10 protein-coding genes are annotated in these 13974 nt (G+C 56.4%); 4 read left to right on the top strand and 6 right to left on the bottom strand.

What is annotated here, in order from left to right:
- The first annotated feature begins 9 nt into the window (after window positions 1-9).
- A complete protein-coding gene (locus IE099_RS14270) occupies window positions 10-777 on the top strand; it encodes a hypothetical protein (protein ID WP_189571042.1) in 768 nt (255 codons plus the stop codon).
- Window positions 778-835: 58 nt separating this feature from the next.
- Window positions 836-1444, top strand: coding sequence for a recombination mediator RecR (recR, locus tag IE099_RS14265; protein ID WP_189571039.1), 609 nt, complete (start codon window positions 836-838; stop codon window positions 1442-1444).
- Window positions 1445-1524: 80 nt separating this feature from the next.
- Here the strand turns inward: recR and rpoD are convergent, their stop codons facing one another.
- Entirely contained in the window at window positions 1525-3378 is a 1854-nt protein-coding gene (gene rpoD, locus IE099_RS21050) for an RNA polymerase sigma factor RpoD (RefSeq protein WP_189571036.1), read from the bottom strand.
- Between the two features lie 119 nt (window positions 3379-3497).
- Window positions 3498-5297 carry a DNA primase gene (gene dnaG / locus IE099_RS14255; RefSeq protein ID WP_189571033.1) on the bottom strand — a complete coding sequence of 600 codons (1800 nt, stop codon included), beginning with the start codon at window positions 5295-5297 and terminating at the stop codon, window positions 3498-3500.
- A gap of 130 nt (window positions 5298-5427) precedes the next feature.
- Between dnaG and IE099_RS14250 the strand changes: the two genes are divergently transcribed.
- Window positions 5428-6945: a DUF481 domain-containing protein gene (locus IE099_RS14250; protein ID WP_189571030.1), complete on the top strand. Its 1518-nt coding sequence runs from the start codon at window positions 5428-5430 to the stop codon at window positions 6943-6945.
- A gap of 67 nt (window positions 6946-7012) precedes the next feature.
- On the opposite strand, the gene IE099_RS14245 is transcribed toward IE099_RS14250, so the two are convergent.
- The 3 genes from IE099_RS14245 to IE099_RS14235 form a co-directional block, all read right to left on the bottom strand.
- Window positions 7013-9751, bottom strand: coding sequence for a vWA domain-containing protein (locus IE099_RS14245; RefSeq protein WP_189571028.1), 2739 nt, complete (start codon window positions 9749-9751; stop codon window positions 7013-7015).
- An 18-nt stretch (window positions 9752-9769) separates the two neighbouring features.
- Window positions 9770-10216: an OsmC family protein gene (locus IE099_RS14240; RefSeq protein ID WP_189571025.1), complete on the bottom strand. Its 447-nt coding sequence runs from the start codon at window positions 10214-10216 to the stop codon at window positions 9770-9772.
- A gap of 163 nt (window positions 10217-10379) precedes the next feature.
- Window positions 10380-11381 carry an endonuclease/exonuclease/phosphatase family protein gene (locus tag IE099_RS14235; protein ID WP_189571023.1) on the bottom strand — a complete coding sequence of 334 codons (1002 nt, stop codon included), beginning with the start codon at window positions 11379-11381 and terminating at the stop codon, window positions 10380-10382.
- A 231-nt stretch (window positions 11382-11612) separates the two neighbouring features.
- Between IE099_RS14235 and IE099_RS14230 the strand changes: the two genes are divergently transcribed.
- Window positions 11613-13454: a sulfatase-like hydrolase/transferase gene (locus IE099_RS14230; RefSeq protein WP_189571021.1), complete on the top strand. Its 1842-nt coding sequence runs from the start codon at window positions 11613-11615 to the stop codon at window positions 13452-13454.
- A 117-nt stretch (window positions 13455-13571) separates the two neighbouring features.
- Here IE099_RS14230 and IE099_RS14225 read toward each other — a convergent pair whose 3' ends face one another.
- On the bottom strand, window positions 13572-13859 hold the full coding sequence (locus IE099_RS14225; RefSeq protein WP_189571019.1) for a YbaB/EbfC family nucleoid-associated protein: 288 nt from the start codon (window positions 13857-13859) through the stop codon (window positions 13572-13574).
- Window positions 13860-13974 lie beyond the last annotated feature (115 nt).

Here is a 13974-nt window from a genome sequence, read left to right as displayed (position 1 = left end):
AGTAATCCTATGAAATCGATTCAGGTGTTTCTTTTGGTAAAGGTTTCCATTGCCGCCTTGCCCTGCGTGCAGGCGCAGGCGGAGCCCGTTGACTGGTTGACTCCTTCCGGGGTCACAAATGGTGACTTCTTCCTCTTGGACGATTCGGACTCAGTTCTTGCTGAAGTTTCATTGGCGGTCTTGGCAGGATTCCCGTTGGAAGTTGGCACCGCGAATCGCCTCGACGGAGTCCAATGGGAAGACGGGGACTTGGTGCCGACCAATACGGTGGGAGACCGTGCAGTCGACGGATTTTTAGTGCGGGTGGCTCCCATTGGTTCGGTACCCTCGTGGACGATCACGCTGGATCTCAGTCAACCCGGGGATTGGTGGCTTGCGGTGGGAAGTCTCTACCGGGATGACAGCTTCCAGCACGGTCCCTTGGGAATTCTCGCCAATGATGGAGCGAGAAACGTTCCCTTGGAGTATCAGGGGATGCAGGGCTGGAACGGTGGCGCGGGCGCGCTTACGGGAGCGATGGAGTGGAATGCAACGAACGGCCAATTGCAACCCGGCAGCGGCAATGATGGCGAGTCCGGGGTTGCCTTTTTCAATCTGAAAGACTTCGGCGGTTCGGGCTCGCAGGTTACCATCGAGATGCCCTCTGGTTTTGCGGCTGGGGCGGCCGGGGATGATGTCTTCTTTGCGCTGGGTTATAGTCCTCCTGCCATTCCTGAACCTGCGAGCGGAATTCTTTGTTCAATCGCTGCGGTGGGGCTTTGGCGACGGCGGCGATAATCGAGATTCTGACGAAGGTTTTTTTCGCACCGAAGCGGGGATGCGCTAGACTGCCGAAATGGCGAGAGTGGACTATCCGGGTGTCGTGGGCGAATTGATCGGTGAGCTGAAGCGTTTGCCGGGAGTGGGACCACGCAGTGCGGAGCGGATCGCGATATGGTTGTTGCAGAACGAGCGGGCCAATCCGCTGGAGCTTGCCGCTGCCCTTCACACCGCCAAGACCGAGGTGCGGAGTTGCCCCTTGTGCGGGTTTTTCGCGACCTCGACAGGGTGCTCGGTTTGTGATGACACGCGCCGGGACGACGCCCGGCTCTGTGTGGTGGAGCAACCGGCGGAGGTGCTGCCAATCGAGCGTTCCGGAGCCTTCAATGGACGCTACCATTGCTTGGGCGGAAAGCTTTCTCCGCTGGACAACGTCACTCCCGAGGATTTGCGAATTGGAGAACTCGTAAGACGAGTGTCCGCCAGTGCGGAGCCGGTCGAGGTCGTCCTCGCGGTGGGTGCTGATGTGGAAGGCGAAGCGACGGCGAGTTATCTTGCTGATGTCCTTCGGGGAAAGAACTGTCAAGTGACCCGTCTTGCGCAAGGGCTTCCGGCAGGGGGTGGGCTGGAATTTGCTGATGACCTGACCTTGACGAGAGCTTTTGAAGGTCGGAAAAATTTCTAGGCGCGATCCTACCAGGCAAACAAAAGCCCGAACCGCAGGAGCTGCAGTTCGGGCCTGAAAATTGGGTTCGTGAGAGGCGACTAGTCGGTTGGCAACTCGATGAAGCCTTCCAACTTCCGGATCCGGGTTGGGTGGCGCATCTTACGAAGGGCCTTGGCTTCGATCTGGCGAATTCGTTCGCGGGTTACTTGGAACTGACGGCCGACTTCTTCGAGGGTGCGGCTGTAGCCGTCCTTGAGTCCAAAGCGTTGTTCGAGAACTTCGCGCTCACGTTCGGTGAGGGAGTCGAGGACTTCGATGATTTTGTCCTTCAACATCGCAAAGCCCGCTTCTTCCATCGGGTTGTCCGCGGCTTTATCCTCAATGAAGTCTCCGAAGGAGGTGTCGTCGGAATCGCCAACGGGAGCCTGCAGCGAAATCGGCTGCTGGGCCATCTTGAGGACGGCGCGCACCCGCTCGACGGGCAAGTGAATCTCCTCCGCGATTTCGTCGGGGGATGGCTCACGACCATACTCCTGAACCAACTGCTTCTGCACGCGCATCAGCTTGTTGATGGTCTCGATCATATGGACCGGGATCCGGATTGTCCGGGCCTGGTCCGCAATGGAACGGGTGATGGCCTGACGAATCCACCAAGTGGCGTAGGTTGAGAATTTGTAACCGCGACGATACTCGAACTTTTCCACCGCCTTCATGAGGCCCATGTTGCCTTCCTGAATGAGGTCCAGGAATGAAAGGCCGCGGTTGGTGTATTTCTTCGCGATGGAAATCACGAGACGCAGGTTGGCTTCGACCATTTCGGTCTTGGCCTTGTGGGCTTCGCGCATCCAGTGGCGGAGGTCGCTTTTGTTTTGCTCGAAGGATTCGCTGGTGCACCAGGTCTCCTGTTGAATCTCGCGCAATTTGGTCTCGAATTCATCGGCATCCTTGCCTCCGGCTTCGACCTTGCGGGTGTAGCGCCAGAACTTGGTCTCGTAGTCGTCCACCTGGTCGCAGAAGTCCTCCACGACCTTCTGCTTGTAGTAGTAGCGTCCGTACTGGCGGGCGAGGTTGGTGAGATTCTTGGCGAACTGGTCCTCCAGCTTTTTCTTGCCGCGGGGATTCTTGGCGGAAAGTTTGCGCCAGATCGTTGAGGTTTCCTCGTGGAGTTGCTGGACGGAGAGGCAGAGCTTGGGCAGAACCTTCATGTAGCGCTCGCGGCTCTCGATCTTTTTGTCGAGAATCACCCGGTCGAAGCGCTCTTTGCCGCGCTCCAGCTTTTGCGCGAGTTCCAGATAGCACTGGGCCACGTAGCCGAAGCGATGGAGATACTTCTGAACATTGATTTCGGCATCTTCGATGCGCTTGGAGATTTCCACCTCTTGCTCACGGGTCAGCAGGGGAACCTGGCCCATCTGCTTGAGATACATGCGGACGGGGTCATCGAGGATATCGAGCTTCTCGGTCTTTCCATCGTCGGAACTGGCGGCATCATCGCTCTTCTTATCTTTAAAGCGGTCCACATCGGAGGCGTCGATGATGTCGAACTCCATGCTGCGGAGACGTTCGTAGATTCCCTCGATGTCGGAGGGCTCGACCATGTCCTTGGGCAGGAGGTCGTTGACGTCATCGTGGGTCAGGTAGCCCTGCTCCTTGGCGAGCTTGATCAGTTCGCGAATGACTTCTTGAATCTCAGGGGAGTCGAGCCGGCTCTTTCCGGTTGGAGCTTCCTCCGTCTTGGCAGCGTTGGCTTCTTCCTTGGCTGGAGCCGCTGCTTTCTTGGCCGCCTTCTTTGGAGCGGCTTTTTTGTCTGCGGCAGTCGTTTTCTTAGCGGCAGGCTTCTTGGCGGCGGTTTTTTTTGCTGCAGGCTTCGTCGCGCTCGTTTTTTTGGAAGCTGTCTTCTTTTTAGCCGTAGGAGTGGGAGTCTTTTTTGCAGCTACCTTTTTTTTCGCCATGATGATATTGGGAGGATGAGAAGTAAGGGTGAGTCGTTCGCGAATGGCTACAATTCACCTATTATAGCAAGCTCTGGAGCCCGCGAAGGCGAGACTCTTGGAGAAAGGTATGATCTTCGTCAAGGATTATTGCTGTCTCGTAGTGTCTTGCTGATTTCATTGGCCTCCGTCATGAGGGCTAAAATTTGCGCTGAATCGAGGCTGGAATCGCGCAATTGGGAGGAAATTTCGCTTCGTCGTTTTTCCAATGACTTGCGTGACAAGAGGTTAAGTTCCCGGATGGCATGTTCCAGTGGATTGGGCGGAGCGGGTTTCTCCAGTGCGGAGGCCAGGGTCAGGCTGTCTGCCGGCTCGCACTCGCCGAGAAAGCGATTGATCGAGGCAGGTTGCGCGGGATCGGGGCGTTGTCCCAGAATGCGCACCAAAGTGTCTTGGCCCGGCAGGTTGGCCAGGGTTTCGATGAGGCTTTCCGTTTGCTCGCAAAGCCAGTCCTGCACCTCCATGGATTGGAGAGCCAGCAGGCAGAGGAGGAGCACGGAGTCGTTGTAGACCCGTGGTTCGACCCGTTGCTGTTCGCCATCGTCTTTCGGCGCGTAGCTGCGCTCTTCCTTGGTGCGGTTCAGGGTTTCGCGGAATTCAGGCAGTCCCAGACCCAGGCGGGTGGCGCAGTGGGCCATCAGGGAGTCGCGGGTGACGGGTTCGGCAACCTTCTTGAGATAGACGGCCAGGTCGCGAGCGAGGTTGGCCTTTTTGACCGGTTGGGAAAGGTCGCTGGTGAGGATGGCATGGTCGATCTGGTAGTCGAAGAAGCCACTCGCTTTGTCTAGTAGGGCGCGGAAGGCCTCGACGCCCTGCGACTTGATGAGGGAGTCGGGATCTTGTCCCTCGGGCAGGGTGGCGACCCGAACCTCTAGGCCAAGAGCGGCACATTCGCTGAAGATCTTGGCAATGGCTTTGTGACCAGCGGAATCAGAGTCGAAACAAGCTACGACCGATTCGGTGTAGCGTTTGAGCATGCGAGCATGGTCCGGCGTTGTAGCGGTGCCCATGGTGCCTATCGTGTTCTCAAGCCCTGCCTCGTGACAGGCTATCACATCAATTTGCCCCTCGGTAATCAGAGCAAACTTTTCTCTTCCTATTGCTCGACGCGCCTTGTCGAGGCCAAAGAAAACACGGGACTTTTTAAACAAAGCGGTTTCCGGCGAATTGACATACTTGCCCGACTTTTTGTCCTCGACCAGCTGTCGACCCGAAAAGCCGATAATGTCTCCGTAGTCGTTCTTAATCGGAAACATCAAGCGGTCGCGAAATCTCACATAAAGTCCCGCGCGTGGATTCCCTTCGTCTTTTTGCGAAGCCATGCCGGTGCCGCAAAGTTCGCGTCCACTAAAACCCGCGTCTTTGGCCCAGTTCAAAAACATACGCGGGTTGCCTGGCATCCAACCAACTTCCCATTTTTCAGCCATTTCTTTACCATAACCTCGTCCTTTTAGATACGCACGAGCGTGTTCGGCGTCGGGATGGCTGAGCAAGAGTTCGTGCATGTAGCGGGTCGCCTTGTTCTGCAGCTCTAACAGTCTGGAGCGGATTTGTCTGGCGCGGATGGCTTCGGGATCCTCGACTTCCTCGATGATGGTCACGCCAGCCTTGGTCGCCAATTCCCGCAAGGCGTCGGGGAAGGGCATGTTCTTGAACTTCATCAAGAATGAGATGGCGTCACCACCCTCGCCGCAGCCGAAGCACTTGTAACGCTGCATGGCGGGGTTGACGTTGAAGGACGGGGTCTTTTCGGTATGAAAAGGGCAGTTGGCTTTGAAGACCGAACCTGCACGGCGCAACGGAACATAGCCGTTGATCAGATCGACGATGTCGGTCTGGGCAAGAATGAGCTCTTTGGTTTCGGGAGGAATCTGGGCCACGCGCGGGTCAGGATTGAACGCTTGGGGGCGCTGATTTGCAAGGTTAGCAGATGAAAAATCCTCTGAATTGTCAGAACAAAAACAATGATGACTTTTTGCCGGTGCGGGGAGTCCAAAGGAGGCATTCAAGATGGCTACAAAAACCAAATCAATTCTGACAGTCTTGCCGTTGGCGAGCATCCTTCCGGTATTCGCCGGCACCTCGGCTTTCGGTCCCCTCAATGGCGATGGCGGCACGAACTCGGGCGACTTCGCCAGTAATTTGGGCGGGGCCGGGTCCGTCGGGAGTCCTTGGGACGTCACTGCGGCGGCCAATATGGCTCTTGCTCAGGGCAATTCCGATAGCATGGCTTACTCCTTGCAGGGGCTCGCAACCTATGAGGGAACAGTCTGGGAGGGGCTCGTTGGCGCTGACTATCTTTATTCCGAGAATGATGGGGTGGCTGCTACTGATTCGTTGCGAGTTTTCGCGCAGGGGCAACGGCTTCTCACCGACCGGATTTATCTGGGGCTGGCGGCGTCCTACTATTCCGACGAGCTTGCGGATGTGGACTACCGGGTCGATCTGGCGGGGGTTCTTGGTTATCATTTGATAAAGAACGACCGGACCAAACTCTCCTTTGAGGTCGGGCCAGGTTATGGCTGGGAACAACAGGGGGGACAGAGCGAAAACTTCACCACCATTCGTTTTGGCCAACACTTTGAGCATCAACTGAACTCGCGTTCCAAGATTTGGCAGAACGCAGTATTCACTCCCCGCATGGAGGACTTTGGCGACTATTTTCTCACCGTGGACGCGGGTATCGACACTCTTTTGACTGAGCGATGGGCGGTGCGCACCAGTCTGCGTTACCTTTTCGATAGCACTCCAACGGCAGGGAAAGGAGAAGACGACATCGCTCTCCTCTTTGGTCTTTCATACTCTTTGGGAGGGTTTCCCGAACCCGAAGCGGAAGGCCGGCGAACCTTGAAGCCTGCTGATGCCGCTCCGGGAGACCCCGCAATGGGATGGGTGACGACGGCAGCACTGGGCTTGTCATTGGCGAAAGGAAACTCCGACAGCTTGCAGGCCTCGCTTGCCTACGACACGGCTTACCGGTCCGCCAGCAACGAGTTCTTTCTGAGTGCGGCCTATTCCTATGGCGAGACTGACAGCACCACCTCGTCCGATGCTCTCGCGGCCTCGGCGCGATACAATCGTCTGTTGAATGAACGGCTGTATCTTGGCGCTGGCTTGGGGTTCCTGCGAGATGATATCGCGCAAGTCAGTTACCGACTGACGCCCAATGCGCTCTTGGGCTACTACCTCATCAAGAATGAGCGTATGACCCTCGCGCTCGAAGGAGGTCCGGCTTATGTCTTCGAAGAAGTCGCCGGGGTGGAAGACAGTTACTTCGCCCTACGGGCTGCGGAGAGGTTCACTTGGAATATTGGGCCCCGTCTGACCTTCAACCAGTCGCTGGTAGCTGATGCCGACCCGAACGATTTTGATAACACGCTCTATACCTTCAATGCGTATTTGGATGCGGACATCACGAGCCATCTTTCTTGGCGTTTGGCGGGAACTTACGTGTATGACAACCAGCCCGCTGCCGGTTTGGAGAAAGACGATTTGACGCTGACCTCCGGAATCGCAGTGCAGTTCTAACAGGCTGCCGCTTACTGTTCTTTTTTCGATAAGGTCACCGATTCGGTGGCCTTATTTTTTTAGAGAGCTACTTGCGACGCTTCGCCCGGTCAAAGCGCGAAGTGCGGCCCGTTGGTGAGGTGGGGGGTGGGGCCCCGGTGGAACTGGAGGTCTCGTCGGGAAGAGGCCGGGAGGTCGGCTTGGCGGAGGCTGATTCGCTTGTCGGCGCCGTGGATGCTTGGGTGACCTCGCGGGTCTTGACGACCTTGCCCTGAGGCAAAGCGAATTGCGGTAAAGTCCAGCCCATGCGTGAGATCAAAGCGTCCAGGAGCATGAGCAGTAGCGCGATGACGACGAGTGGAATACGGAGGTCGGTGGCATAGCTTGCGGGAGGGCGTAGCCAAGCCTTTGACAGGTCGATGAGCTCGCGTCCTCCAGTTGCTGCTGATGCAGCGCGGAGCTCGGCGAGACGGTCTGCGTCGAAGGTCCATTCTGTCGAAGAACCGACCGCCAGAGGGCCGAAGGGGAGGGCGTGGCGTCCAGCCTGAATGGACCCCCGCACCACAGAGCCTTCCTCCAGTTCGCGAGTGAGGGTGAAGTGACCCGGAGCCAGTCTTTTCCACGTCACTTCATAAGGCTCGCCGCCTCCATAGCCGTCGAGCATTTTGATGGTAGGGGGACTCTGCGAGAAGCGCTCGGTCCATTCATCCAGATCATAGAGCAAGTCCAGGGTCAGGGTGGTGCCTTCCAGACGGTTGCGCATGCCCAGGCCGGGTGGAATCGCATCTCCGGCAATCCAATTGCCGACAGACTGGAGAAAATTGCCGTAGCCATCCCAGTCGCGGGTGCGCTGCGAGAATTCCCCACCCAGAGGGAAGGAGATTGCCATCGTGCGTCCGAGTCCACGACGGGCGTGCGCCACCAGGGGGGCGAGGTATTCATCTTGCGCGACCAGGGAGGTGGTCGCGTCGGGGCGGGCGTAGGAAAGATTGTAACCGTCCACCGCAGGCAACCAGTTGACTTGGCGTTGAAAAATCTCGGCCCCGCGGCCAGTAGGCTGGGTCTTGATAGGGTCTGTTAGGAAAGCCGAGCGCGCGATGGTCACGGTCTCTTGCGCAAAGAGCTTGGGGATGGAAAGGGGGCGGTCGGTGAAGAACATGCGACCATTTCCCAGCTTGGCGATGTCTTCTAACAGTCTTGCATCGGGGTCTGTCTTGGAGCCCAGACCAATCACGGAGACCGTAGCTCCCGCCGCATCCATTTCCTTGAGAAGATTTTTGTAATCCCCGGGCTCCTCGGAGTCGGCGGCATCGGAGAATAGAATGATGTGTTTGGTGCCGACCTTGGATTTCTTGAGCTGGTCCCAAGCGGCCTTCAGCCCTCGATAGACATAGATCCCTCCGCCTTGGGACTGCATGCGGCGGGCCTTGCCCATGAGGTCGTTCTTTTTGTTTCCGATTTGGGTGAGCTTGACGATGTTGTGGGGCTCCGAGTCGACGGCTAAAATGGCGATTTCGTCCATTGCTCCCAGAAGCTTGATGGCCTCGGCAGTTCCGTTGTTGGCCAATTGCATCTTGGTGATGGGCTTGCCGCCACCGTTTACGGTCATGGACATGGAGCCGGAGCGGTCGATGACGACGGCCATGGCGACCGCAAGCTTGCGGTGCTCGTTCTTCAGCTCCATCGAGATCGGGAGAAGATCGTCGATGGCAGATTGATAATAGCCTCCTGAACCGAAGGACTGTTTGCCGCCGGCCATGAGGAAGCCTCCGCCTTGTTCTTCGACGTAAAAGGGAATTGCGTCGAGAAAGTCGCCGGGAATCTCGAAGGCTGGGACATTGTTGAAGATGACTGCTTTAGCTCCAGCGAGTTGTCCAACCCGGAGCTTGGAAGAGTCGCGCACGACCTCCAGAGAATAGCTCTGGTTGGCGAGGACTTTCTCCAGAGGATCGGGATTGTATTTGGTAACCAAAAGAACGCGTGGACCTCCTGTGATCTGGATCCAGCGGTCGGTGGAATTGTTGCCGGGGTGCGCGTCCTCGATGGCAGGTTCGGCAGCGGCGGGGACGATTTCGGCCCGGTATTGGTAGGAGCCCGTGCGGGCCAAGCGGTCGGTGAACTCGGTTTTCGCCACTCCGTTGATCAAGGTGACCCGCGTGTCGCTGAGGAGGGCGTCATTGCGATAGATTTTCAACGGGATCTCCCGGTCCTCCGCCCCGCGAACGGTGATGCCGATGACAAAGGGTTCGCCCGTCTGGGCACGCGAAGGAATGGTGAAGCGCGAGATGGAATAGTCGTCAGCGGTCTCGTCACGAACCAAGCGGTAGTCCAGTGGGACTCCCTGCGCCTTCAGCTTGGCAGTTGCAGAGGCCAGGGATTCGGTTGCAAAACCGTCCGAAAACACCAGCACCCGTGAGGGCCGGTCACTCTCGGCCAGCGCCAGCGCGTTCTGGATGGCCAGACCCGTGCGGGTGAGTTTGCGCGAACCCGTATAAACAGCCCGGTCGTTCTGTTCCTGCTCGATGACCTCGGCGGCATAATCAATATAGCGGAGGCGGTCTTTGCGAGTCGGCTTGGAGTCCTCCAGAAGCTCGGTCCACTCCGGCAGGCTTTGGTCGACCAAATCTTCGGTGGATTCCGAGCGGTCCAACAGCACCCAAAGGTCCAGAGCCTTTTGCTGCTTCGTGATTCGCGGATCGGCCAAAAGCAGGGTGAGGACCGCCAGAATCGCCAGCCTGAGTGGCTGAAAGAGGTGCAAGCGCTTCCAGACAAATCCCAGAACGAGAAGAGCGGGGAAGAGAATGAGGAATTCCGGGCGTTCGAACACAGGGCGAGCTTGGCCGAATTAGAGGATGGTCACAATCTCGGTCTTCACGGAGTTTGCCAAGAAGCATTCCTCGTGGGCCTTGTGGTGCAGTTCGGCGAGCTTTTCGGCTGAAACTTCCACGCCGTCAGCAAAAACCGTCTTCGGATGAAGTTCTACCCTGGCGAGGACCGGCTTTCCGTTTTCGCCCTTTTCCAAGAATCCCACCGCCTCGTCGGAGTAGCTGTCGAGAGTTAGCTTTTGGAGAGAGCAAAAGGCCAAAAAGGTGAGCATGTGGCAGCTGGAAAGTGAGCCGACAAAGGCTTGCTCAGGATCGGGGAGGTCGGGATTGCCCAGATATTCGGCAGCAGCGGTGCAAGGGATGGTGTGGCCGTTTCCGAAGTCGATTTGATGCTCGCGGGGATACTCTTTGTAGGCAAAGGACGAATCATTGCGGGACCAAGCGAGCTGGGTGGTGTGCTGTGACATGGCGAAAGTGTGGCGTGGGATGGATGAAAACGAAACGGAAAATTTAGGCGACTGTAGGCGATGTTTTAAGCGGTGTGTTTGGACTGCTTTGCAAACAAATGAGTTCCACAGCGCTTGAGCATTCTGTTGACGGGCAGAGCCCGGTCTAGTCGGCCGATTTACCTTATTCCAATAGTAGATCGCTCACGACCATCCGGTGCTCGGATTCCTCAATCGTGACCGCCCGGGAGCGCAATGGCAGGAAGTGATGGGAGGCGTGAATTTGATCGAGACGGAGGAGGGGAAAACGGCGGTGATAGGTATTGCCCCATCCCGTACCCACTGCTTCAAACGTGTCGGTGAAGTCTCGTGCAAGAACGTCGGATGCGCCATCCGTGGCAGGGGCGTTGAAGTCCCCGGCAATGAGGGTTGGACGATTGGGAAAGGGGGTGTATTCGTTGAGAAAAGCGAGGGCAAACTGGAGTTCACTACGACGTCGCATCCGGTTCTGTCGATGCTCTTTCCAGCAGGAAGGACTCCATAAGGAGAGATTGGTGGAGGCGGGTTGCAGATGGATATTGGCCAGTTCGATGAGGTTTCCGTTGGGGAGTCGGGCGGTGAGATACTGCGAGCGATATTGAGGCTCCAGGAGCGCTTTTTTAATTCGTCCCCGGAGGACAACTCCGCAGGCGTGGTTCTCATCGTAGCGATAGTCACCGGTGTTGCCGTAGAGGGTGTCCGCGAGTTGCTTGATGAGATAGGGGTGGGGCATCTCCTGAATGAAAACAATATCGGGTTCCCACGGCGCAATTGCCGGTCCAATGGGACGGCTGTCGCTGGACCAATTGCAGGTGATCACTCGAAGAGGTTGGCGATTGAGGTAGGGGGCCGCCCGGCCATCCTCCGGCGTGGTCTGCCCGAAACGGACCAGGCCCGGTGCCTCGTCGGAAAGCACGAGAATCACTAGAAACCACATCGTGGAGGTAAACAGCGAGAGTGGAGACCTGAAGAGAAAGTAGGAAGCGAGAGAAAAGAGGAGACCGAGCGCTCCCCACAGCCAAATGGGTAGAACCGTGAAGGCCGCAAAGGTATCCGGCTGCTGCACATACAGAACAACGGAGATGAAGTTGAGGACGAGTGAGAGCAAAACCAGGACGAGGCCAACGGGGTGCCGGGTTTTGTTCATTGGGAAAAGGGTGGTGGGGAAAGACCCTCTTGGCCGTTCCTGTGGGGGCATTTTGTCAGCGCTAGGGGCCTTGTCAATTTACTAGGAGTTCAGCACGAGGCTGGGAGGCTGAGGTCCAGTGTTCCCGCATTTCGACACAATCCCACTGCAGGTTCGGGTCGGCTGGAGACGTTTCCTTTGCGAGAATCAAGTAGGCTCAAGGAAAGTTGGCCTGCTCTGAATAAGAACCCGATGAAGACAGAAAAATTAAGATTGCTCGTGGCATTGGCCGCAGGAGGATGGACGGCGACAGCAGCAGTGGCGGCAGAAAAGCAACCGAACGTGCTCTGGCTGGTGACTGACGACCAGCGCTACGATTCCATCAGAGCCTTCAATCGAATTGTCGACGGGCGGGAACATAGTGAACTGGGCTATGTGGAATCTCCTCAAGTCGATAAATTGGCAGCGCGAGGAACCACCTTTATCAATACCTATTGTCATTCGCCAGGCTGTGCTCCTTCCAGGGCGGCGATGCATTTTGGCCGCTATCCGTGGCACTCGGGAATTTATGAGTTCGAGTATCACAACAGCAGCGCGGAGCATTGGAAGCCTCCCTTTCCCGAGCAGTTGGTGAACTTGGGTTATCAGACTTTTCATGTCGGGAAGCTGGGAGTTCGCCTGAAAAAAATCGATGAGAGTGGGAAGTGGGCCAAGGGCTATCCCGTGTATCAACAAAGCGCCGACTTCAAGGGACTGCATCGCGATGGCCTGACGGCCTGGGGTAAAGATTGGTTCAATTCAATCGATGGCAAAAAATTGGAGAAGCCGATTCCGAACTTGGAGTTTCTTTATACCCCGGAGGATGGATTCACCTATCTTTCGCTGGAGGTCGAAAAGATGTTTCCGAAGTATGCGGGGCGAACCCAGGCGGCGACTGAGAAGTATGAGTTCTTGCGGCACTATAACGAAAAGAAGGGAAGGCATCTCGATAGCGGAATGATTCTGGCCGGGGTCAGCTCCCGCCCGGCGGGAAAGACCCGGGACGGTTACTATGCATCGGTTCTGGGGCAGTATCTCGAGAATCAGGAGAAAACCTTCGAGGCCGGTAGCCGGACCTTCCGTGGGCCGGACCCGAAGAAGCCGGTTTTTGCCCATGTTGGTTTCGACTTCCCTCATACTCCGGTTCTCCCTCCTGCCGACTATCGGGCGAAGTTCCAGTCACACACTTATCAGATTCCCGAAGTGATTGGTGATGAGTTGAAAACGATGCCCAAGCAACTGCGCAAACAGGTCAATGTCGGTTTCAGTGACCACTTTTCAGAAGAGGAAAAGCAGACGATGATTCAGGACTACTTCGCCTTTTGCGCCTATGGTGATTCGCTTGTGGGGCAAGCGGCGGACTCCTTTGTGGAATATAGTGAGAAGAACGGGCAAGAGTGGATGATTGTCTATGTCTGTGGCGACCACGGTTGGAAGTTGAACGACCACGGTTCGGTCTCGAAGTTCTCTCCGTGGCGAATCGATACTCTCAATCCAGTCATTGTCGTGAGTTCAGATCAAGAGGCCTTTCCCGCTGGCAAGGTCGTGACGGACTTTACCGAATTCGTTGATATTGCGCCGACTATTTTGGCTGCAGCTGGTGCTGATTTGGAGGCTGACCAGTTTTCCTATCTAAATGGGCGGGATCTTGGCAAGGTGGCTTCCGGGGAGTCGTCTCCGCGCGACTATATCGTGGGGGAAAGTCATGCTGTCACTGGACCACGCGCCTTTATCCGCACGAAAGACTATTGCTTTTCCATGCAAACCCGCCCGAGTTCCAAGCGCGGCGCAAATCTGGATTGGGCTTTGCAGGCCAGCTATGAAGAGTTGGATCCGGGCCTTTATCATCTCCCGTCGGATCCGAAGGAAGTGAAGAATCTCGCTTACGACGAAGAGCACCGCAAGGTCGCGATGAAGATGAAGAAAAAGCTGATGGATATCGTCTTGGGCGACGACCGGGTTGAGGTGAATTGGGGCGGTCCCAAGGCCTTGGGCACCGAAGTCTTTCGCCAGACTTTCGCCTCCGGGTCCAATGATGGAAAGCTGAAGCTATAGCGCCCGGCGTCTGCCTGAATTCGTCCAGATTGGCATTCTGACAGAAAAAAGAGAGGGGAGGGCTCGAGGCCAAGTTGTCAAAGGCCCTTCCCGTCAAGTGAATGAGGTAAAGGCCTGCTAGCCCAAGCCGGGAATGTTGAGATTGGCTGCCATATCCTTTGCCGCACTCTCGCGGGCCTCCTTCAGGGCGGAGTTGCAGGTGCTCATCACCAGGTTCTGAAGAAATTCAGTGTCGTCGGCTGAAACAATTGCAGGGTCAATGGTCAGGGATTGAATCTCGCCAGCCCCGTTGGCCACCACGGTGACTTTTCCGGAAGGGTCCGAAGCTTCGACAGTTTTGCTTGAGAGATCGGCTTGAGCTTCTTGCAGCTTTTTAGCCTGTTCCATGAGTTTGGCGATGTTCATCGTAGTATTTGTCTAGGGAGTTGAGTTGCGAACCCTTGGATCAACTCCGGAGAAGACTTTTGCAATAAGTTCTTTTGTGATTTTCGGGTCCTCGATGGACAGTGGACCTCACCAG

The sequence above is a fragment of the Roseibacillus persicicus genome, assembly GCF_014651675.1.
GTDB lineage: Bacteria > Verrucomicrobiota > Verrucomicrobiia > Verrucomicrobiales > Akkermansiaceae > Roseibacillus > Roseibacillus persicicus.
Note: the sequence above shows the minus strand (reverse complement) of the source record. Positions and strands in the feature narration are given on the sequence as shown.